Genomic DNA, 20,730 nt, shown 5'->3' on the forward strand with positions numbered 1-20,730 from the left:
ACAATAGCTAGCTCAACTATCAAAAAGTCTGGCTACTATCAAACAAAAAACCAACTAAATAAATCAATACTTATAACTCGACTTTCCATTAAAAAGATAGAAGTTCCGGATGTGAAATGAATTTCTTTGACGCTATTTGTTAAGTTTTGCAATCTCGATTCGGTGGCAAATCGGGTTTTGTTGCATTCTAAATTAAAATATTTTCGGGTGCTATACCATTTGTTTTCATAGTCATAAATTATCCATAAAACGCAATCCATTAAATGCAAATAATGTGGGTATTTTTCATTACAAATTGCTAATTTTCTGTTCCAAATTTGGACCTAATTCATAAATACTATTTAACAATTCAGCTTTGATTGGGGCTATTTTTACTGTTTCTTTGTTGGCTTTGTAAATTGTTGCTAGGTGATAATTCAACTTAGGTTCAAATGATTTTCCAACCACATATTTTTCTGCGATTTCTAATGCTTTTTCAGCATCGCCCAAATTATAGTACGACCATGCCAACAAATCATAAGAATCTGGAGTTGGACGATGTTGAACTTCAATTTTGGCAATTTCTAATGCTTTTACAGCCGTATTTTTATCGTCAGCATAAATTAAAGCATTGTATTTGTTGTACATCTCACCATAATTAATCGTGTTCAGCATTTGAAAATAAGCGTTTAGATTTTCATTTTTAGCCATCGTATTATTTTCAAATTCTGCAATTTGCGCTTTAAGCAAATAAAAATCAGGTGTATTATGCTTTTTCGAAATAGCATCAATAATTCTTTTTGCCTCAACAGTGTTTCTCTCGTGCGAAAATGCAATCCAAGCAATTCCTTTCAACGAGTAAGAATGATTAGGTTCTAGTTCTAAAGCTTTTAAATAATAATCATACGATTTTTGAATATCTCCAGCGTGACCATTCAAGTCGCCCAGATTAGAATAAGTCCAAACTTGTAAGTATTTATTTTCGTTTAAAATCGCAATATTCTTGGCCTTTTCCATTAAAGAAATTGCTGTTTTCAAATCTCCCAGATGGTCATTCCATTTCGAAATACGAACGAGATAATCAAAATCAGAGCTGTTATTTATCGCTTTTAAATTTTGCTCCGCTTGAGTGTAATTCCCTAATTCCATGTTCACATCAAAAAGCAATTTTTGAGTTTCTTTTCCTCCTTCGCCAATGACAGCTGCTTTATTTGCCAATACTAAAGCTTCCTTAAAACGATGTTGGGAAATATAATTTCGCGCCAACGAACGAATCGTTCCTACTGCACTATAATTGTATGCTTCATTAGATTGCAATAGTAAATCCTCGGCTTTATATAAGTATTTTACGTTTCCAGTATTTTCAAATAGTTTAGAATAATTAGATGCGAGAATACTTAAATAGCTGATTTGATTGGGCGCAGCATCAAATTTTTTTTGCCAAAATACAATTTCGTCTTCCACAAATGCTTTCGACTTATTGTCTTTAATCTCCAAATATTTATTGTACTCCTTTTGCGAAGTAATTGTATTTGATTTTTGATTACAACTCAGCAACACCAAAGCGCTCAGTAGTAAAATTGATAGTTTTTGTATAGTTCTCATTTTTTTGTTTTTTTTTGTTGGTTAAAAATCAGGGCGCATAAAATAACGCACCCTGAATTCTACATTTATACTACCAAGCTGCAGCCAAGTACGGGAATGAAGTCCCGAACGCTTTGTCATTGGCACCCACATTATCTTTTGTCAAACCAGGGTTTGAAGCGCCTGTTGGCCCGCCGAAAATGAGCAACAATTCTACATCAATAACATCATCGGCAAGTGCACGACCTGTCAAAACATTAGTTCCGTCAAAAAAAGTAGTTTTCTTTGTTTTATCTACTCCCAAAACATCGGTTGCCAACAATCCTGTTAATTGAGACGCCGTTTGACCTAAAGCATTTGTTGTATATCCTGCGTTTAAAGCCAATAATCTAGATTGAAAAACCGATTGATACGCAGCTCCCATTGCGGATGGAATTGTAGTGTTGAATGCATCTTTTGGTGCGCCAGCTGCAATAAAAACGGTATTTATTGCTGGTCTTGCCATTTGGTCTTGCATTACATAAGTCCCAGAAAAGTCAAGGCTTGCTGCTGGAGAATCTCCATCATTATCACAGCTTACCAAAAATGTCGCTGCAAAAATTAGTGACATTGTTACTATTTTATATTTAGTTGTTTTCATATTATTTTTATTTTAAAAATTAAATTATTATTTTTTCTTGGTTTCTGCCCAAACATTTATTGTAGAAGAAGAACCTAACAAAGATTTTGGAACTTCAATTATAGTAGCAAGTACGTTTGTACCAGCAAAAGTGTCTGTTCCTGGATTATTAAAACCTGTTGCAGTACCTCCTAAAATCGCTTTGAATTGTCCTAAATCAAAGAAAAATGGGTCGTCTCTTGGACCAGCAAAAAATTTCATTCCGTTTGCCGTTGCCATTATAGGGGCACTTCCATAAGGTGTAATGTTGACACTTCCAGCCATTGCAGCTGTTTTTACCATACTGCTAGCTCCTGTATTTCCTGGAGCAACTGGGCCAAAGAAATACATTTTGTTGCCTCTTTTAATGGCTTGGATTACCAAATCTTCGACATTGTCGCCAGTGTTGTCGATATTGATTTCTACCATTACATTTTCATTGAACGTCGCCGCTGCCGTTGCAGTTGGCGATAACAAACCTTGCGTATTTACTACAAATACCATATTGTTTGTATCTTGCCCTTGAAAAGCATACACATCTGTAATGTCATTAGCATTACCTGTTACAGCTGGAGCATCTGCGTGATCCGCTGCCATAAAAACTAGACCTGCAATCGCTACCAGCGACAGACCTAATACAATTTTTGTTTTTTTCATTGTTATTAATTTTAATTGGTTAAAAATAGATTTACGAGAATGGATTTGTTTTGGATTTAAAAAAGGTTAAAAAAAATGAAAATAATTTTTAAAACATTGATTAGTAATAATTTAAAAAATAATTATTTTTCTTTTTTTTAATTTGAAAAGAGTAGATAAAACCGTTTGAAAAATAAATTACTTTTATAAAACCAAACATTGAATTCTATCGTATATGTTCATAACAAAAACAAAAAAACAATGACACAAGAAGAATTAATTCCGTTAATCCTTAAGAAGGATGAGCGAGCGTTTACGATTATGTATGATATGTATTCGAAAAGTTTATTTTCGGTTATTTCAAATCTTTTGAAAGAAACGGAAGATGCAGAAGACACTTTACAGGAAGTATTTGTAAAAATCTGGAAAAGCATCGATAGCTATTCCGATAGTAAGGGGCGATTGTACACTTGGATGTTAAACATTGCTAGAAACACAGCAATAGACAAATTGCGATCGAAAGGATTTAACAACAGTCAAAAAAACCTATCAGCCGATAATTTCGTACATCTATTAGACGACAGCAATAAACTGACCAGTAGAATCGATACCATTGGGATTCAAGAATTTGTAAAGAAGTTAAAACCCAAGTGTATTCAAATTATCGAATTGCTGTTCTTTCAAGGTTACACCCAACAAGAAGCTTCGGACGAACTGGCGATACCGCTTGGAACTGTCAAAACACAAAATAGAAATTGCATCAATGATTTAAGAACTTATTTAAAAGTATAATGGATACAAAAGAATATATCGAAAGCGGAATTTTAGAACTCTATGTTTATGGTTTGCTCTCTGAATCCGAAAATATGGAAGTGGCCCAAATGGCGAAAGAACATCAGGAAATCGAGGCCGAAATCATTTCAATTGAAAAAGCAATTGTGAATTTATCTACAAGTTTTTCTCCGTTTTTATCTGCCGATAATTTTGAGAAAATCAAAGCCAAATTGGATTTGAAATATTCAAAAGTGATTGAAATCAAACCGCGGAATAATTGGTCGCAATATGTAGGTTGGGCAGCGGCTGTTGTGCTTTTTCTTGGTGTTGGATACCAATACACACAATGGAATGAAACGCAAAATCAAGTGGCAACTATCGAAAAAGAAAAAACGAATTTGCAAGACACCTTAGTAAATTTAAAACTAAAAAACCAACAAACACTGACGGCTTTGGCAGTCATTCGTGACACTAAAAACACCGTTATTAATCTCGGCGGTCAAGCGGTTTCTCCTAAATCGTATGCCAAAATTTATTGGAACAAAGAAACGGAAGTGGTTTATGTAGATGCTTCAGGATTACCAGAACCGCCAAAGGGAATGGTGTATCAAATTTGGTCTTTAAAATTAGCACCGCAATTGACCCCAACAAGCATTGGATTATTATCTGATTTTTCTGGAAACGAAGAAAAAATATTTGCTGTAGAAAAAACAGGCGATGCCGAAGCTTTTGGAATCACACTCGAACCGGCTGGCGGCAGCAAATCGCCTACAATGGAGCAATTGTATACTTTAGGGAAAGTGTAAATAGTATTTAATAGAAGCTTCTAGCATTAAAACGGTATTATATAAAAGTAAAGCTTCCAGCTTGTTGAAGGCTGGAAGCTTTTTTTATTAATTTAAATTCTATTTACCAGTCCTATAATACTTTCTAGCTTTTGGATAGGTAATTGCGCCTAAAATCGCAATAGCCGTCAAAGATTGCCAAATCCAACTTAAAGATTTCGCTTCACCACTGGCGTAGGAATGCAATCCTACTAGATGGAAATTGACTCCGAAATACGTAAATAAAATAGACAAGAAAGCGAATACACTCATCAAGTTGAATATCCATTTTCCTCGTAATGCAGGAACAAATCGCGCGTGAATCACAAAAGCATATACCATAATACTAATCAATGCCCAGGTTTCTTTGGGGTCCCATCCCCAATAACGTCCCCAACTTTCGTTGGCCCATTGTCCACCTAGGAAGTTTCCAATAGTAAGCATTATCAAGCCAATAGTCAAAGCCATTTCGTTGATATAGGTGATTTCTTTGATATTGAGTTTCATTTTTTCCTTATTTTTTTCAGTGGTAAACAAAATCAGAATCAAAGAAACTACTCCTAAAATCATTCCCAAGGCAAATGGTCCGTAACTTGCCACGATGATAGCTACGTGAATCATCAACCAATACGAATTCAGTACGGGTTGTAAATTGCCAATTTCTGGATCAATCCAGTTCATATAAGCAGCGGTCAAAATCATTGCTGCCACAAAGGCAGAGGATGCTACTGTAAGTTTCGATTTTCGATCGAAAGCCAATCCAAAAAACATTGTCGCCCAAGCTACATAAATAATAGATTCATAGGCATTACTCCAAGGTGCGTGCCCCGAAATATACCAACGCGCAATCAAAGCCACAGTATGCAAACCAAAAAGTAAACCAATCACAACATGCATTGTATTGACTGCATAATTGAGAAATTTTCGTTCTTTAAATATTTTTAAAATGGTAAATAAAAGCATCAAAATAGAAGCATACAAATACCAATAAGGCAATTTCTGGAATATGTCGTATTTATTATACAGGATTTCAGATGTAACTTTTTGATCGGTTGGCAATACTTTACCACCGTATTTGTGCTGAAATCCATTGATACTTTCTAATAATCCATTTGCTTTACTGTAGTCAGTAGAAACGGCCGCTGTTTCCAATTCATTAAAATACATTTGAAGTATGTTTTGAGTATAGGTGGCAGCCATACCTTTGATACCCGAATTAGCCAATTCAGGAAAAGAAACCCATTTGTTATTCGGATCATTCGGAATTGGGAAAATTTTGAGAATACTGCCGCTTAATGCCGATTCCATCAGATTTACTTTCTTATCGGTTTCGATAAAATCTTTTTCAAACTGATTTGGATTTGCAGTTTTGTATGCCTCTTCCAAATAAGGCATCAGTTTATAATTCCCTTTATTGTCAAAAAAGTCAATAAAAGAAGCATATTTCTTGTCAGCATCAATGCCAATAATCTTACGAATACTATCATTGCCCGCCTTCATATAAATCAGTGGCACTTGAATCCAAATGTTTCCTCCTTGTGTCATCGACAAAAATACTTGGTCAGAATTCATTCCGTTGTAGGTATCGCTATGACTTACTTTTCGCAGTAATTCCGAAGAAAAAGTATTGATTGGTTTCATTCTACCACCAGCATCTTGAATAATCAGTCGGCCGAATTTAGCAGCATGGTCCTCAGTCACTTTTCGCTTTTGGATAATGGAGTCCAATTGTTTTTCGGATAAAAATCGAGCATTATTATGATCTTGGGCAAAAGCTCCAAAACTAAAAAGAAGCACAATAAAAGTTAAAATTTTGGCTTTTTTAGTTTTCACTACTTCTAGTTTTCTTTTTAAATCGGCAAAACGGGAATGTTTGGTAAACATAATCGCCATCAGAGCAAAATAGAGCATAAAATAACCGAAGTACGTAATCATCGATCCCCAATAATCGTGGCTTACAGACAATACTGTTCCCATTTCATCAGGATCGAATGAGGATTGAAAGAAGCGATAGCCTTCATAATCCAGGATATTATTCATAAATATTCTTGCATCAAAAACTTCCGCTTTATTGCGAACAGTAACCTGACTTTCGAAAGAGGAAAAACTCTTTTCCGTTCCGGGATATTTTTGAGCTATAAAATCATTCAATTTAATACTAAAAGGCAAATGATTGACTTTGTTTCCGTAGGTAAAAGTATAATCTAATTTGCCAATTTTTACCGTTTGTGGTTGGCCTACAAGCCCTTTGGTACCAATCAATGTAATAACTTTTTCCTGACCCTCAGCTTTAAGTTTTACCATCAACGCATCGTTGTGTTGTTTGGCCTTATAATCATTATCTGCTTCGTAACCAATGCTGCCTTTGGTTGCAGGTTCTGGGAAAACAATTCTCATATCTCCTATAGAATATAGCGAACGCATCATAAGCGGTTGCACGATATCCTTGGCCACATTCCCTTGCAGTTTGTCGGCCATTCGCATAAACTGTCCTTCAAATGGAGTTTGAATCGTAGAAATACTGTCATTGACAACAATATTAATAGCGCCTTTGGTAGGTTTATTTAACGAAAATAGTGTATTGTGAATGTTTTGAACTTCGCCTTCTTTCAAGAAATGTTCTTCACGACCGCCTTCGCCCGCTTCAACAAGTTTGAAATACAAATTGCCTTTCGGATCGGGTTTAATTACTTCTTTGGCTCCAAGCAAAAAGTTTTCGTATTGAACCTCAAATTCAGTTTCTGCAAATTGGTCCGAAATCGAAAAATTATTATTGGTAACGGGCGAAAGCAACAATGGTTTTTCGAATACTCTGCGTTTCATTCCGCCTTGGTACTCGCCATCAACGAAAAGCGTGAGGTACATTTTATCCGAATAAAAAATATTTTCGGTGGCCCCTTCACGAATCGGCATCATCCCTTCGTAACTTATGTAGCGCGTGATAAATGCGCCTGCTATGATAAAAATAAAAGCCAAATGGAGCATCAAAGTGGCCCATTTTTCCTTTCGCAACAAATTATATCTTTTGATATTTCCGATGAAATTAATCATAAAAACCAACATAATTCCTTCGAACCACCAAGCGTTATAAACCCAAATTCTAGCGGTGTCGGTATTGTATTTGCTTTCGATAAAAGTTCCTACTCCCATCGCAATAGCAAAACCTAAAAAAAGGACCGCCATTAATCGAGTTGAAAACAAAAATGAAATTATTTTTTTATCCATCTGTAAGAAATTATGTTATTATAAAACCGTGTCAAAAGTAGTAATAATAGTTGAACTTATCCCGTTGAGCATTTGTTAATTTAATCCAAATTTACGCTATAGTTCCTTTACTAAATATGATATTTAACAGCTTTTATTAAAAAATCAATTGAGAGAGTTTGTGTCGCATTTTATTTTTTTTCCTTAATTTTGGCAAATGATTAAAATTGTACTAATTGGTTCTGGAAATGTGGCTCATCATTTGATTGCGGCTTTCGCCAAAAGTAAAAAAGCATCCATAATTCAAGTCTTTGCTCGACAAAAAGAAACTATCACTGCACCTTTTGATTCTAATAAAGTTACAGACAATTTGGCTGATTTGGCTCGAGCAGATGTGTACATTATTGCAGTTTCAGACGATGCGATTGCCAAAGTTTCGGCTCAATTGCCTTTTGAAAATCGACTCGTTGTACATACCTCAGGAACGGTTTCACTAGATGCACTAGACCCTAAAAACAGAAAAGGGATTTTTTATCCTTTACAGACTTTTTCGAAAAACAAAGCGGTGGATTTTAGTCAAATTCCGATTTGTATTGAAAGTGAAATTCAAACCGATTACGAAATCTTAGAAAAATTGGCGAAAAACGTTTCGGATAAGGTATACAAAATCAATTCTATACAGCGAAAATCATTGCATATTTCGGCAGTTTTTGTCAATAATTTTGTCAATCATCTGTACCAAAAAGGGCAAGAAATTTGTATCGAAAACGATCTTCCCTTTGCTATTTTAAAACCCTTGATTTTGGAAACAGCCAACAAGGTGATGAGTCTTTCACCTGAAGAGGCACAAACTGGTCCTGCAAAACGCAATGATAATCAAACTATTCAAGCGCATCTGGCTGCTCTCACTGACGAGAATCAAAAAAAAATTTATACAATACTAACCCAATCTATACAAAATAATGGCACGAAGTTATAAAGAAATAATGAACGACATCACCACTTTCATCTTTGATATCGATGGTGTCCTTACTGACGGTTCTGTATTTGTTACCAATGAAGGTGAAATTCTAAGAACGATGAACATTAGAGATGGATATGCCTTAAAAGCTGCTGTAGAAAGCGGTTACAATGTATGCGTCATTTCTGGTGGCAGCAACGAAGGCGTGCGTGTGCGATTGCGAAATTTAGGCATCACCGACATACACCTTGGCACACCAGATAAGGTAGAAACCTATAAAGAATATATCGAACTGTACAATATCCAACCCGAACAAGTGATGTATATGGGTGATGATATTCCTGATTATCACGTAATGCAATTGGTTGGACTGCCTGTTTGCCCGCAAGATGCAAGTCCAGAAATTAAAGCCATTTCAAAGTATATTTCACATAAAAAAGGTGGAAAAGGTGCGGCGCGTGAAGTCATCGAACAAGTGATGAAAGTTCAGGATAAATGGACCTTATATTTTGACGGAAAACTGGATTAAGCTGCTAGCCCCAAAAGGGGAATTAGCAATAAATCTTAAACTTCTAAATGCCACCCTGAGCTAATCCAGGGGCAGGCTCTAACTTCTAACTTTATATGATAAAAACAGTAATTTTCGATATGGACGGCGTAATCGTCGACACGGAACCCGTTCATAGCTACGCTTATTTTCAGCACTTTGCCGAATTAAATATCGATGTTTCCAAGGATATGTTTACCTCCTTTATGGGGAACTCAACTCGAAATACGTTTCAGAAACTGAAAGAATTATTCCCTATTGATGGCGAAGTAGAAGAGCTAATTCAACGAAAACGGACCCTTTTTAATGACGCCTTCGATAACAAAGAAGATTTGTATTTGATAGAAGGAGTCGAAAAGTTAATTCGAGATTTACACCAAAACGGCATGCAGTTAATTTTAGCCTCATCGGCTGCAAAAGTGACCATAGACCGTGTTTTTAAGCGTTTTGATTTGCATCAATATTTCGCACATATTGTCAGTGGTGAAGATTTTCCGCATTCTAAACCGCATCCCGCCATTTTTGAATATGCCGCAAGTTTGTCAACCGCTGAAAAAGAAAATTGTATCGTCATTGAAGACAGCACCAATGGCATTCGAGCAGCCAAAGCAGCGGAACTTTTTTGTGTGGGCTACGATAGCGAAAACTCAAAACTTCAAGATTTGTCTCTTGCCGATGTAGTCGTACAAAGTTTAAGCGAATTGAGTTTTGAAACAATCTCGAATTACTAATTATGAAATAATTAACAATTTTAGTAGATTGAATTTGTAATTTTGAATAAATCTAAATTAAACAGTATGAAAAAAATTATTTTTGTTTTAGCAATGATTATTGCCAATTATGTATCTGAAGCCCAGATAAAAACACCTCAACCCAGCCCAAAGTGTACTTTGAATCAGGTTGTAGGTTTAACAAATGTTGAAATTGTATATTCAAGGCCGAGTGCCAAAGGCAGAGATGTTTTCAATAATTTAGTTCCTTTCGGAAAATTATGGAGAACAGGAGCCAACGAAAACACAACTATATCCTTTAGTGAAGATGTTGTTATTGATGGCAAAACCCTACCCAAAGGAAAATATGCACTTTATACTACTCCAAGAGCGGACAACTGGGAAATCATTTTCTATACAAAAACAGACAATTGGGGAAATCCAGAAAATTGGGACGAAACAAAAGTAGCCCTGAAAACGAGCGTGAAATCGGAACATATCGATAGAATGGTCGAGAGTTTTACCATAGGGATTAATAATTTAGACAACAATTTTGCACATTTAGAAATCTCTTGGGAAAAAACAATTGTTGCCGTAAAATTCGAAGTTCCAACGGCAAAAGCAGCAATGGCAAGTATTGACAAGACTTTGGCCGGGCCAACCGCTGGAGACTATTTTTCATCGGCGCAGTATTTGCAGCAGTCTAACGGCGATATGACAAAAGCCCTTGCTTACATCAACAAAGCGTTAGAAATGAACACCGATAAACCTTTTTGGTACACCCGATTGAAATCGTTGATTCAAGCCAAACTTGGGGATAAAAAAGGAGCTATCGAAACCGCTAAAATTTCACTCGCTTCCGCAGAAGCTGCCAAGAATCAAGATTATGTAAAAATGAACAAGGACAGTATTGCCGAATGGAGTAAATAATTATCTTTAAAACTCTGTTATAAACCCTGTTTGGAAAGACCAAACAGGGTTTTTTATAATTTGAAATCTGGCAACATTTGCTCAAATACGGTCATAAAAAAGGGTTCGATTACTCAAACCCTATTTTTATTGTAAAACAAATAAACGACTATTTCATCGTTCTCATATAAGCGACTAATTGCCATATTTCGGCATCACTTAATTTTTCTTTGTAAGATGGCATAGGTTTTCTACCAACTTTAGTGTAATAAAACAATTCACCATCTGATTTAGATTGAAATTCTTTAGAAGAAAAATCACCACAAGATATATCAATTTTTTCAGCTTTAGGACCATCTCCTAAACCTTTCACCCCGTGACAAGATTTACAATTTGTGCCCCATAAACCTTTACCAGCGGCAGAATCTGTACCCGAGGGCATTTTTTTGCCAGCATCGGCGGCAGGAACTTTCCACTCTTTACCTTTTGGTTTTGCTTGAGCGTTAGACGTTTGTGTGAACATAAAGGCTGCAATTAGTGCCAAGCCAAAAAAGATTTTTTTCATGTTTTTTCAATTTTAATGTTAATACTAGTTTTTAAATGTTACTCTTTTATTTCTTGAATTTTTCCCAATCGTTTTATTTTGAAAACTTGCAGAACAGCATATAATAAAGTCCCCCAAATCAAACCAATAATTAAAAGTGAAATCGCTATAAAATAAATTGGAGCCTTATCTCTTCCGGCTGAAAAGGAACGCTCTTCGATATTAGAGTTGTCACTACTTACAATAACCCCCCAATTTACTAGTCCGCTAGTCTCCGTATTCTTATAGTTTTCGTCATCGACTATACTAGCAAATATAGTTAATTTTCCGTTAGTTGACGGTATATCAGCAGGAAATTCGAAGCTGGCAACCCCGGTAGAATCTGTTGCAACTGCATCGCCAATAGGTAACTTAGAATACAATCTTTTTACAGATAATACCACAGGCACATCGACGACCGGCTGACCTTCTGAAATAACCGATGCTTTGCACACAAGCAGTGAATCCACCTTTTCAAAAGTCAAAGTAATTTTTGCTTCCTTATCTTGAGCGAATGAAGTTGTTATCGAAAACAAAATCATCAAAATGACTGCTAAGAAATAGTTATACTTTTTCATCTGTACATTATTTATAATTAAATATTTCTTCTTTTCCTTCTAATTCTCCTTCGGCTACTTCCCAAACTGAAATGATAGGGAAAAATCTAGAAAACAAAGTCACCACAAGAAGCAGTCCGGCAAATGTTGCTGCAACTACAGTCATTTCAACTGCACTCGGGAAATAATGTGTCCAAGACTTAGGAACATCTTGAATCGGCAAATAAGGATGCAATAAGCCCGGAATCACAATCAAATAAAGTCTGAACCAGCCAGCGATCAATACCGCTAAGGAAATTATAGTCAACGGAATTGGCTTTCTCATTTTTGGAAATAAAGGCAATAAGAACGGAATAATAATTCCAAAAAATACCACTGACCAATAAAATCCAGCTTCTTTTCCAACAAATAGGTTTAAAAGGGTGTTCTCGTGCAAGCCTGACATTTTATAGGCTGGAATCAAATATTCGTTTACATTGAAGTAGCCGTGAATCAAAGCCATTAAAACCATTGCTTGACCTAATTTATCGAAATGCATTTCGGTTAAATATTTTTCTAATTTATAGGCTTTCCTAAAAATAAAAGTAGCCAAAGTCATTACGGCAACACTTAGCAAAAAAGCATTGGATACAAAATAGGCACCAAAATTAGTACTATCCCATTCTGCCCTTAGCGTGGTAGCAAACAGCCAAGCGGTTATAGTACAAATAATAACTCCTAACGGAATAACCAAAGCAGTCAAAGTTTTCATAGTTTTTTTCAAAATGGCCCATTGTTCTGGAGTGCCTTGCCAACCGAATGAGAGCATATTGTACATTTTTAATTGCCATTTTGGCAAGTTCTCCAAATGGTTTTTACAGGTGACCAATGAAGGAATTAGGGGTATAAAAAGTAAAATTATGCAGGCAGTCAAATCGGTTGTGATACCGATTACATCCCAAATAATTGGCGACTGAATGCGACCATACAGGAGTAAATTGATTAATCGATCCGGTCGTCCCATTGCTACGACAATACTTATTCCGCCAAACATTATGGCACCAATAGCAATAACTTCGGCAATTCTGGAAAGGGGTCGGTACCATTCAAAATTGGTAAGTTTCAATATCGCTGACATTAGCACACCTACCAATCCAATGGCAACCATAAAGAGAAAATTGGAAATGTAAATTCCCCACATCGTGTAGTCTCTTAAACTGGTGGTAACATATTTACTTTTGGTTTCCTGAATGATATAGGCTACAACTCCTGCCATGAAAACAGCGACCAAAAATGCAATCCATAATTTGCCCGCTTTCCCAATCTTTTCAATGGGTCGAAGCAGATCATTCTTCATCACCATGTACTCCGCTTGTGTAAAGGTTTCGTGTTTATTTATATTTGCTGACATTTTATATACTTTTTAAAATGATTATTCCTTGGTGTTTTGAACTTCGGTGGCATCTTCAAATGGGAAATCACGTTTCACAGGCGGTAAATAATACACCCTTGGTTTTGTGCCTAATTCTTCAAATTGGCGATATCCAGCTCGGTCTTGCAATAATTTTTTTAGCCTAACCGTATCTTCTCCATTTGTGACCACATCTTCCAGTTCGTCACCGTGATAAATGGCTCCATTAGGGCATTCAATTACACAAGCAGGCAATAATCCTTGCTCGGAACGATCCGTACAAAAATCACATTTCGCAACCGTACCCTCCTGAGCGTAAGGCGTTGTACAATGATTGGGATCGGAAGTATCGTTTTTATGCTCTTCGCTATATTTTACTTGTTCAGGTCTACCAAAATTAAAGGTCCTAGCTGAATAAGGACAAGCCGCCATACAGAATTTACAACCGATACAGCGTTCATAATCCATAGCCACAATTCCATCGGAACGTTTGAAAGTAGCATCAACAGGACACACTTTTGTGCACGGAGGGTTATCGCAATGGTAACACATCGTCGGAAACCAATACGGAGATTCTAGCGGTGAATTTTGCATCTTTTTCACCTTTATATACTCAATGGGAGCCAAAACATTATGCGCTTTTTGACATCCGGTAATACATTTTCGCTCATTGGCACATTTGCCCAAATCGATAACTCGAATGAATTTCTTTCCAGCCACTCCTTGACGAAGTTCCGCCTTGGAAAAATCATCATTGGCGGCGTGGTGATCTACTAGAGAACTATCAATTTCTACTAATTTTCCATCGGCAGTAAGCACTTTTACTTTTTTTCCTGTGGCTTTTGGCGTTTCATCAGTAACAGCGCTAGCAATAGCAGTACCTGCTAGTGCAATTCCTCCTAAAGCGCCTAGCTTTAGAAAATTCCTTCTGGATGAATTGTTATTTTCATTTTCCATATTATTGTATATTACTTTTTAGAAATTCATTGAACAATAAACTATCGTTATGCGTAGCATTCACATTTGAATTCTTATGTAAATTTCCACCTATTTCATCAAATTTTTAATGATAATTATCATAGTTTTAAATTTTAACAATCTAATATAAAGCGCTCAATACCAATTAAATATCATAATAAATTCAAAACAAGACCAAAATCTCTTTTTTAGATTACAAAAAAGAGGATAACTCGTCCTAATGGAAAAAAGCATCCTCTTTTTCAAATTTAATTGATACCAATTGTAGTTATTTACACAATCAGTTTATTAAACAATTACCAAGTTCTTCCAATATTAAATCCGATGGCGAAGTCACCTTCAAAGAAATTATTTTGATTGAACATATTGCTGGTTTGATTTATGATTCCTCTGTAATTACTAATGAATATCTGAAAGGTGTGTCCAACGGTCGAGAATTCTGTTCCCACAGCAAAACCGGATTTAGGTAGAACTTCCTGAGAACTAATGGGTTGATTCACATCTAATACAATCGAAATTCCAGAAGTAACTTTGGCACGACCTCCAAATTCGATAGCAAATAAATCATTACTCATCGGTGCTTCGACAACATTGTAGTGCGAATAACTTGGTGCAATTTGTAATGAGAACATTTTGTTCAAACGCTTAGCAATAATAATTTGGTTGAAAAAGGACCATCGATCGGAAGTGTGATAGAAATTTTCTTTAGGTAATGCACTGAGCGAAGCGTTTCCGTAATAGGTAACACTGACAGGCATTTTGCCATTGACCGTTTGTTTTAAGATAGCTCCTTTAAGATTGAAATCTTGCAATCTAAAATCTTTCGTGGTTCCGTATCCTACAGCAATTCGATCTGTGATAGAATAGGTAACCGCTAAACGAATATTGGCGGGAGCCCAAATTCCAATCAAATCATTGGTTCCAGTAACCAGACCAAAACGGTGATTCATAATCATCTCGATAGTCCCTTTTGAATAGACACGATCGGTTTGGTTTTCGATCAATGAAGTACTTTCGAAAGCTGCACGCTCGTATTCCACTTCCACTTCAGGTGCAATACTATCTGTTTTTGCAACAGCAGCAGTATCTTTTTGCTCTTGTGCCAACATCAATGTTGGTAAAGCAAATACAACTATAAATAATGTTTTTAATAATTTCATGATTTTCAATTTATAGTTAGTTATTAGGCGCGCCAGCGTTTATCCACTTGTCGACCAATGCAATTTTGGAATCACTCCATTTTTGAGCAGGTGGCATTAATGCAGCACCTTCACCTAGAAGTGATTTATGAAGACTACTAGCAGCAGCATTTCCTGGAATTACATATTTATTGTTTTTGGTTAACGCTAGATATGAGTTAGCAGCGGTTAAATCAGGTGATGTCGCAGTTGGTTTATGACAACTAATACAATCTTGATCCCATAAGGGCTGAATATCTTTAGAGTAAGACACTACATCTGGAATCGGAATCTCCGCCTCTACAGGCATTTCGTCATAGTAACAGGATGTAGCCATTAAACTCGCTGTTAGCATCAATACGTATTGAAATATTTTTTTCATATGTTCCTATTTATTGTTTTTTAATGGTCATATGTAATTTGCAAATCCTATTTGGTTTTAGCAACCAAGTATTGGTTATGCTCATTTCATCTTTTATTTTTTAATTGAATAATTGCTATAAAGTCTTAGGCAACAATTTTCATTGCCAAAGGATTTAAAATGCTGTGAGCAATTGCTAAAGAATGAAAAACTAAATTTCATTTCTTTAGGTCATTAAAATGATTACCTCTGAGACCGAATCCCAGAGGTAATTCACTATTATTTTAATGCTTCAATTGAGTTTTGAATCAAAGCCATTGTGTACGGTGGGTTGTGCACTCCTTTACCTTCATCACCAACAATTAATTTATAATTCCAATAGGCTTGTACATATTTTAGAGGGAAATCAGTTCTTGATTGGTACCAAGTTGTTGGAGTATTTGTTCCAGAAGCTGGACTTGTTGGGAACGGTGTACCTGTGGTGCTATCAAAAGTTTTAATAGTTACACTTTTAACTCCTGTCGTACTGCTTACAGTTACAGTAAAATATGTTGGTTTTGCTTCAAATGCAGCTATTAATTTTGCTACCTCAGTATCGAATTTTGCGTGGAAACTAGTCAATAAAGTTTCTGGCGCCGGGTGACAAGAAACGCAAGTTTGATAAGAAAGTTTCATAGTATGCGAACCGTTATCTACTGTTCCTGCTTTAGGTTTGTCCATATGACATTGAACACAAGAAGCATTTGTATAATGTTTAGCAGTTTTGGCAGCTGGTAATCGTGTTGCGGTGCCTTCGATATCAATACCCGTAATTCCCATCCATAAATCACCTTGTTCTGAAACGTGTACGGCTCGATCTAATGAATTAGAGTAATTTTTGTAATAAGTTGTTCCTGCTGGATAACCTTTAACTGCATCGGCCAATTTCCTTTGAGACCAGAATCTGTACAAAGGTCCTTTAACTGGGTCGTTAGTTATCACCACAACTCCAGAAGCATCTTTTTCACCACTTTCTATAACAGGTCTTTTGTAATACCCATTAGAATCAGGTCTTGTTTGGTGACATCCGATACAAGTATTAGCTGAACTTACACCACCAGTAGGGGAAGCATTCAAAGTAAAGGCTGGATTGATTTTTTGTGGTACCGCGGCAATGTTTCTTAAACCGTAATCATTACCATCTTTTGCAAAATTAAAGGAACGGTGAGTTACACCGTGGCAACCTTCGCAGGAAATAGAACCAAAATTAGCATATCCAGTTGGATTCGGTTTGCCATATTTTTTCACGTCGATATATCCCTCTTGAGAGTGACATTCTGCACAAAAAGCCCTATCACTGTTTAGTGAGCCATCTGGAAGGACTGTATTGGTGCCATAAATATGTTTTGTAAATGAACCATCCGCATTTTGAATTCCCCGACCATGAACGGACAAATTATAAGCATCAACAATAGGTTGTTTGTGCTCTACCGAGTGGCATGCTTCACAAGAAGCGGTACCAGAAACTCCAGGCGCACCATCGGCACCATCTTGTCCCGGAACAGGAATGTAGTCATCGTGGGAACATCCTTGTAAGGCGAAAAAAAGAAGCCCTAAAACAACTAACCAAGTTTGTGTAACTGTTTTCATAATTTTGATTGTTTAATTTAATTCATTTTTCTTAAACTTAACATAATATTAAGATATTTGATGAAGTAAATTTATCAGTTAAATACTTGTAAAAAAATGATATTTATCATATTTCAATAAAAAATACAATTTTATCTATTTTCAATAACTGATTGAAAAACAATTAGTTAAATTAAAATATATCAAAAACGAAAACGATTTAGAAAAATAGTAGTTAAACTCGCTTTTAAAAAACCACATTCAAAATAAAATGTTAAAACATTTAAACAAAAAAAAACTGCCGTAAAAGGCAGTTTTTTTGAACTATGCAGCAATACCTACTAATCGTGTTGTTTTCCATCAGCTACTCTAAAAATGTGCAGTAAGGACGGAAATAAAGCGTCCATAGATTCCTGAGCGCCCTTGGTCGAACCAGGCAAAGTCAAAATCAGTGTTTTACCTTTCATTCCGGCAACACCTCTGGATAACATCGAAAAAGGAGTGCGATCTTGACCATAATTGCGTGCGGCTTCCATAATTCCCGGAATTTCTCGATCTAAAAGCGGTTTTATGGCCTCAGGCGAATTATCTCTTGGCGAAAGCCCTGTTCCTCCTGTCAATATTATAAGGTCTACTTTTTGAGCGTATAAATCCAAAACTTTGTTCTGAATCCCTTCTGTATCATCCGAAATGATCGAATAATCGCTAATACCAACATTGCAGGATTCTAATTTTTGAATGATGGCTTTACCGGCTCGATCGAATTTTTTTCCGGCTGAAATACTATCGGAACAAACAATCACTGCCGCCATCAAATCGGTGCGGTATTTATCGGTAAAATCGGATTTGCCCCCTTTTTTCTCCAATAATTTAATGGCGTGAATTTCGATGCCTTTATCGATAGGTTTCAACATATCGTACATTGTGAGCGCCACCACCGATGCGCCGTGCATTGCCTCTACTTCTACTCCTGTCTTATATATAGTATGCACTTCGACTTCGATTGTAATTTCTAAGTCCGCAATCGTGTAATTTACAGCCGTAAATTCAACAGGAATGGGATGACAATCCGGAATCATATCACTAGTGCGTTTTACAGCAAAGAGTCCGGCGGTTTTAGCCATTTCCAGAACATCTCCTTTGGGAACCGTTTTATTGACAATGGCATCAATGGTTTCTTTTTTACTGACTTTTAGAATGGCTTGCGCCTTTGCAACGCGAAGCGTGCTTGATTTGAATGTTATATTGACCATAGGAACTTTGTAGTTTGTGGTTTGTGGTTTGTGGTTTGTGGTTTGTGGTTAAGTTTATGTTTATGTTTACGTTAGTAATTGAAAGTTAGAAGATTAAGCCATAGCCAACGGTTTCAACCGTTGGTTGATTGGTTGGTTGGTTGTTAAAAATCAATTAAAGCTGATTTTCTTTCCAAACAAAAGAATCATCTTCGAAAATTTCTTTTCCCCAGATGGGTGTCATCGCTTTTATTTGCTCTACAATATCCTGACAGGCTTCGAAGGCTACTTTGCGGTGTTTGGATGAAACAAATACAAACAGGCAAATTTCACCCGCTTTTACCACACCAAGGCTGTGATAAATATGCATACACACTAAATTGTATTTGGCAAACGCAGCCTCTCTGATTTCGTGCATAAGTTCATCGGCCATTTCCTGATAGGCTTCATAGTGGATAGCAACCACTGTTTTATCCTCAATTACATCGCTTCGGACTTGTCCTAAAAAGATATCGTGGGCTCCAATGTCGGTTTTTGTGCTGTGTTTGGAAATGCTATTGGCAATAAACTCCGGTGTTATGGGTCCATTGATGAATACGTTGTGTTTTTTTTTCTCTTTCATTTTTTAATTTTTAATTTTCCATTCATCGATACCTCCTTTTAAATTAAAGGCTTGACAATTTGGATATTTTTCTTTCATTATTTTAATCGCTTTTGCACTTCGTTGGCCTGATTTACAAAAGACTACTATTTTATTTTCGATTGGAATTGTTGCTATTAAATTTTCAAATGCACTCAATGGAATTAAGGTAAAAGGAAATTCGTCCACTTCAGGAAGTTCTCCTTTTTCACGAACATCGATTATGGTGATTCTTTCGTTTTTCCTAAGAATATCAAATTCTTCGACAGAAAGACTTTCAACATCGGAATTGGAGTTGCAAAACCATTCATAATTAAAGGCTAAAAAATGGTCTTTGCTTTTTGGAAAATCAATAGATGGGTTTGAATTTGCGGCAATTTCAAAATCGTAAAAAGAATTTTCCAAAGCGTTGTATGAAATTATTTTATTGGTCAATGGTTTGCCAACACCAGTAATGATTTTCAGCGCTTCAGCGGCTTGCATTGTTCCAATAATGCCGGGAATCACGCCCAAAACCCCTACTTCGTTACAAGAAATGGCTGTTGCCGAATCGGGAGGTTTTGGAAATAAATCACGGTAATTGGTTTTACAATTACCTTCATTATCCAAAAAATTAAAAACCCCAATTTGCCCTTCAAAACGCAAAACAGCTCCGTAAACTAAAGGTTTTTCGAGAAGTATACAAGCGTCATTGACAAGATATCTAGTGGCAAAATTATCGGAACCATCGATTATAATATCATAGTTTTGTAAAATTTCAAGTGCATTTTTATTGGTAATTTGTACAGTATAAGTTTCAATTTTAATTTGCGGATTGAGCGCTTCAATTTTTTTCGCCGCTGTACTTGCTTTTGATTGACCAATATCAACCACTGTGTACAGAATTTGACGTTGCAGGTTTGACATTTCGACCACATCAAAATCGACAATACCAATCGTTCCCACACCAGCGGCAGCAAGGTATTGCAAGGCAGGGCAACCCAAACCGCCTGCGCCAATTACCAGTACTTTTGCCTTAGTAATTTTGTCCTGACCTGCTTGCCCAATTTCCTTGAGTTGAATTTGTCTTTGGTATCTGTTATGACTGCTTGCTTTGTTCATTTTATTTATTTTTAAACCATTAAGAAAATTAAGTTTTTTGCTTAATAAACCTTATTTTCCTTAATGGTTAATAAGAAATTTTTACCCTCCTGAAAATGGCGGAAGTAAAGCTATCGTATCTTTATCACTGATTATAGTATTCGTTTGAACTACTTTTTTATTTACCGCTATTGAATATTTCATTTTGACCAAAGCGGGAAACTCTTCCTCTAATTTTTGTATCAAAGCATTTGTATCCTCCACTTCTGAAATTTTCCAGGTCGATTTGCCTGTAATCTCGGCAATTTGTCCAAAGGCAAGTAGGTTTATTTCCATT

General features: G+C 36.2%; 21 protein-coding genes. 6 read left to right on the forward strand and 15 right to left on the reverse strand.

Annotation, left to right across the window (positions count from 1 at the left end):
- Positions 1-288: 288 nt before the first annotated feature.
- From E1750_RS03970 to E1750_RS18000, 3 genes are all read right to left on the reverse strand, one after another.
- Positions 289-1,584, reverse strand: a complete 1,296-nt coding sequence (locus E1750_RS03970) for a tetratricopeptide repeat protein (RefSeq protein ID WP_133275524.1) — start codon at positions 1,582-1,584, stop codon at positions 289-291.
- Positions 1,585-1,654: 70 nt separating this feature from the next.
- Complete coding sequence (locus E1750_RS17995; protein WP_133275525.1) at positions 1,655-2,203, reverse strand: DUF4331 family protein; 549 nt, start codon at positions 2,201-2,203, stop codon at positions 1,655-1,657.
- A gap of 27 nt (positions 2,204-2,230) precedes the next feature.
- The gene (locus tag E1750_RS18000; protein WP_133275526.1) at positions 2,231-2,878 is read right to left on the reverse strand and encodes a DUF4331 family protein; all 648 of its coding nucleotides are present in this window, start codon (positions 2,876-2,878) and stop codon (positions 2,231-2,233) included.
- Between the two features lie 240 nt (positions 2,879-3,118).
- On the opposite strand from E1750_RS18000, the gene E1750_RS03985 reads away from it, so the two are divergent.
- Both E1750_RS03985 and E1750_RS03990 read left to right on the forward strand, forming a co-directional pair.
- The gene (locus E1750_RS03985) at positions 3,119-3,649 is read left to right on the forward strand and encodes an RNA polymerase sigma factor (protein ID WP_133275527.1); all 531 of its coding nucleotides are present in this window, start codon (positions 3,119-3,121) and stop codon (positions 3,647-3,649) included.
- Complete coding sequence (locus E1750_RS03990; RefSeq protein ID WP_133275528.1) at positions 3,649-4,437, forward strand: anti-sigma factor; 789 nt, start codon at positions 3,649-3,651, stop codon at positions 4,435-4,437. The genes E1750_RS03985 and E1750_RS03990 overlap by 1 nt, the downstream gene beginning before the upstream one ends.
- A 99-nt stretch (positions 4,438-4,536) precedes the next feature.
- Here the strand turns inward: E1750_RS03990 and ccsA are convergent, their stop codons facing one another.
- Positions 4,537-7,680: a cytochrome c biogenesis protein gene (gene ccsA / locus E1750_RS03995; RefSeq protein ID WP_133275529.1), complete on the reverse strand. Its 3,144-nt coding sequence runs from the start codon at positions 7,678-7,680 to the stop codon at positions 4,537-4,539.
- A gap of 196 nt (positions 7,681-7,876) precedes the next feature.
- Here ccsA and E1750_RS04000 point away from each other — a divergent pair, with 196 nt between their 5' ends.
- From E1750_RS04000 to E1750_RS04015, 4 genes are all read left to right on the forward strand, one after another.
- Positions 7,877-8,638 carry a Rossmann-like and DUF2520 domain-containing protein gene (locus tag E1750_RS04000; protein ID WP_133275530.1) on the forward strand — a complete coding sequence of 254 codons (762 nt, stop codon included), beginning with the start codon at positions 7,877-7,879 and terminating at the stop codon, positions 8,636-8,638.
- On the forward strand, positions 8,622-9,149 hold the full coding sequence (locus tag E1750_RS04005; RefSeq protein WP_133275531.1) for a KdsC family phosphatase: 528 nt from the start codon (positions 8,622-8,624) through the stop codon (positions 9,147-9,149). The genes E1750_RS04000 and E1750_RS04005 overlap by 17 nt, the downstream gene beginning before the upstream one ends.
- Positions 9,150-9,244: 95 nt before the next feature.
- The gene (locus tag E1750_RS04010; RefSeq protein ID WP_133275532.1) at positions 9,245-9,898 is read left to right on the forward strand and encodes an HAD family hydrolase; all 654 of its coding nucleotides are present in this window, start codon (positions 9,245-9,247) and stop codon (positions 9,896-9,898) included.
- Between the two features lie 66 nt (positions 9,899-9,964).
- Positions 9,965-10,807 carry a DUF2911 domain-containing protein gene (locus E1750_RS04015; protein ID WP_133275533.1) on the forward strand — a complete coding sequence of 281 codons (843 nt, stop codon included), beginning with the start codon at positions 9,965-9,967 and terminating at the stop codon, positions 10,805-10,807.
- A gap of 148 nt (positions 10,808-10,955) precedes the next feature.
- Here the strand turns inward: E1750_RS04015 and E1750_RS04020 are convergent, their stop codons facing one another.
- The 11 genes from E1750_RS04020 to E1750_RS04070 all read right to left on the reverse strand — a co-directional run bounded on the left by E1750_RS04020 (position 10,956) and on the right by E1750_RS04070 (position 20,729).
- Positions 10,956-11,351 carry a c-type cytochrome gene (locus tag E1750_RS04020; protein WP_133275534.1) on the reverse strand — a complete coding sequence of 132 codons (396 nt, stop codon included), beginning with the start codon at positions 11,349-11,351 and terminating at the stop codon, positions 10,956-10,958.
- A 38-nt stretch (positions 11,352-11,389) separates the two neighbouring features.
- Positions 11,390-11,947 carry a hypothetical protein gene (locus E1750_RS04025; RefSeq protein ID WP_133275535.1) on the reverse strand — a complete coding sequence of 186 codons (558 nt, stop codon included), beginning with the start codon at positions 11,945-11,947 and terminating at the stop codon, positions 11,390-11,392.
- Between the two features lie 7 nt (positions 11,948-11,954).
- Positions 11,955-13,316 (reverse strand): NrfD/PsrC family molybdoenzyme membrane anchor subunit, encoded by a 1,362-nt coding sequence (gene nrfD / locus E1750_RS04030; RefSeq protein WP_133275536.1) that lies wholly within the window; start codon positions 13,314-13,316, stop codon positions 11,955-11,957.
- 21 nt (positions 13,317-13,337) lie between these two features.
- Entirely contained in the window at positions 13,338-14,273 is a 936-nt protein-coding gene (locus tag E1750_RS04035; protein WP_133275537.1) for a 4Fe-4S dicluster domain-containing protein, read from the reverse strand.
- Positions 14,274-14,590: 317 nt separating this feature from the next.
- Entirely contained in the window at positions 14,591-15,454 is an 864-nt protein-coding gene (locus E1750_RS04040; protein ID WP_227873956.1) for a DUF5777 family beta-barrel protein, read from the reverse strand.
- 16 nt (positions 15,455-15,470) lie between these two features.
- Positions 15,471-15,809: a hypothetical protein gene (locus E1750_RS04045; RefSeq protein ID WP_133275538.1), complete on the reverse strand. Its 339-nt coding sequence runs from the start codon at positions 15,807-15,809 to the stop codon at positions 15,471-15,473.
- Positions 15,810-16,112: 303 nt separating this feature from the next.
- Positions 16,113-17,462 carry an ammonia-forming cytochrome c nitrite reductase subunit c552 gene (locus E1750_RS04050; RefSeq protein ID WP_133275539.1) on the reverse strand — a complete coding sequence of 450 codons (1,350 nt, stop codon included), beginning with the start codon at positions 17,460-17,462 and terminating at the stop codon, positions 16,113-16,115.
- 320 nt (positions 17,463-17,782) lie between these two features.
- Positions 17,783-18,694 (reverse strand): bifunctional molybdenum cofactor biosynthesis protein MoaC/MoaB, encoded by a 912-nt coding sequence (gene moaCB, locus E1750_RS04055; protein WP_133275540.1) that lies wholly within the window; start codon positions 18,692-18,694, stop codon positions 17,783-17,785.
- A gap of 154 nt (positions 18,695-18,848) precedes the next feature.
- Positions 18,849-19,295, reverse strand: a complete 447-nt coding sequence (locus E1750_RS04060; RefSeq protein WP_133275541.1) for a molybdenum cofactor biosynthesis protein MoaE — start codon at positions 19,293-19,295, stop codon at positions 18,849-18,851.
- Positions 19,296-19,298: 3 nt separating this feature from the next.
- The gene (gene moeB / locus E1750_RS04065; RefSeq protein ID WP_133275542.1) at positions 19,299-20,414 is read right to left on the reverse strand and encodes a molybdopterin-synthase adenylyltransferase MoeB; all 1,116 of its coding nucleotides are present in this window, start codon (positions 20,412-20,414) and stop codon (positions 19,299-19,301) included.
- Between the two features lie 81 nt (positions 20,415-20,495).
- Complete coding sequence (locus E1750_RS04070; RefSeq protein ID WP_133275543.1) at positions 20,496-20,729, reverse strand: MoaD/ThiS family protein; 234 nt, start codon at positions 20,727-20,729, stop codon at positions 20,496-20,498.
- Position 20,730: the final 1 nt, after the last annotated feature.

Origin of the sequence: Flavobacterium nackdongense, from assembly GCF_004355225.1 — a bacterium.
GTDB classification, from domain to species: domain Bacteria; phylum Bacteroidota; class Bacteroidia; order Flavobacteriales; family Flavobacteriaceae; genus Flavobacterium; species Flavobacterium nackdongense.

Coding starts and splice junctions, on each gene's coding strand:
- E1750_RS03970 (WP_133275524.1), bottom strand. CDS start 1,584: ATGAGAACTATACAAAAACTATCAATTTTACTACTGAGCGCTTTGGTG.
- E1750_RS17995 (WP_133275525.1), bottom strand. CDS start 2,203: ATGAAAACAACTAAATATAAAATAGTAACAATGTCACTAATTTTTGCA.
- E1750_RS18000 (WP_133275526.1), bottom strand. CDS start 2,878: ATGAAAAAAACAAAAATTGTATTAGGTCTGTCGCTGGTAGCGATTGCA.
- E1750_RS03985 (WP_133275527.1), top strand. CDS start 3,119: ATGACACAAGAAGAATTAATTCCGTTAATCCTTAAGAAGGATGAGCGA.
- E1750_RS03990 (WP_133275528.1), top strand. CDS start 3,649: ATGGATACAAAAGAATATATCGAAAGCGGAATTTTAGAACTCTATGTT.
- ccsA (WP_133275529.1), bottom strand. CDS start 7,680: ATGGATAAAAAAATAATTTCATTTTTGTTTTCAACTCGATTAATGGCG.
- E1750_RS04000 (WP_133275530.1), top strand. CDS start 7,877: ATGATTAAAATTGTACTAATTGGTTCTGGAAATGTGGCTCATCATTTG.
- E1750_RS04005 (WP_133275531.1), top strand. CDS start 8,622: ATGGCACGAAGTTATAAAGAAATAATGAACGACATCACCACTTTCATC.
- E1750_RS04010 (WP_133275532.1), top strand. CDS start 9,245: ATGATAAAAACAGTAATTTTCGATATGGACGGCGTAATCGTCGACACG.
- E1750_RS04015 (WP_133275533.1), top strand. CDS start 9,965: ATGAAAAAAATTATTTTTGTTTTAGCAATGATTATTGCCAATTATGTA.
- E1750_RS04020 (WP_133275534.1), bottom strand. CDS start 11,351: ATGAAAAAAATCTTTTTTGGCTTGGCACTAATTGCAGCCTTTATGTTC.
- E1750_RS04025 (WP_133275535.1), bottom strand. CDS start 11,947: ATGAAAAAGTATAACTATTTCTTAGCAGTCATTTTGATGATTTTGTTT.
- nrfD (WP_133275536.1), bottom strand. CDS start 13,316: ATGTCAGCAAATATAAATAAACACGAAACCTTTACACAAGCGGAGTAC.
- E1750_RS04035 (WP_133275537.1), bottom strand. CDS start 14,273: ATGGAAAATGAAAATAACAATTCATCCAGAAGGAATTTTCTAAAGCTA.
- E1750_RS04040 (WP_227873956.1), bottom strand. CDS start 15,454: ATGAAATTATTAAAAACATTATTTATAGTTGTATTTGCTTTACCAACA.
- E1750_RS04045 (WP_133275538.1), bottom strand. CDS start 15,809: ATGGCTACATCCTGTTACTATGACGAAATGCCTGTAGAGGCGGAGATT.
- E1750_RS04050 (WP_133275539.1), bottom strand. CDS start 17,462: ATGAAAACAGTTACACAAACTTGGTTAGTTGTTTTAGGGCTTCTTTTT.
- moaCB (WP_133275540.1), bottom strand. CDS start 18,694: ATGGTCAATATAACATTCAAATCAAGCACGCTTCGCGTTGCAAAGGCG.
- E1750_RS04060 (WP_133275541.1), bottom strand. CDS start 19,295: ATGAAAGAGAAAAAAAAACACAACGTATTCATCAATGGACCCATAACA.
- moeB (WP_133275542.1), bottom strand. CDS start 20,414: ATGAACAAAGCAAGCAGTCATAACAGATACCAAAGACAAATTCAACTC.
- E1750_RS04070 (WP_133275543.1), bottom strand. CDS start 20,729: ATGGAAATAAACCTACTTGCCTTTGGACAAATTGCCGAGATTACAGGC.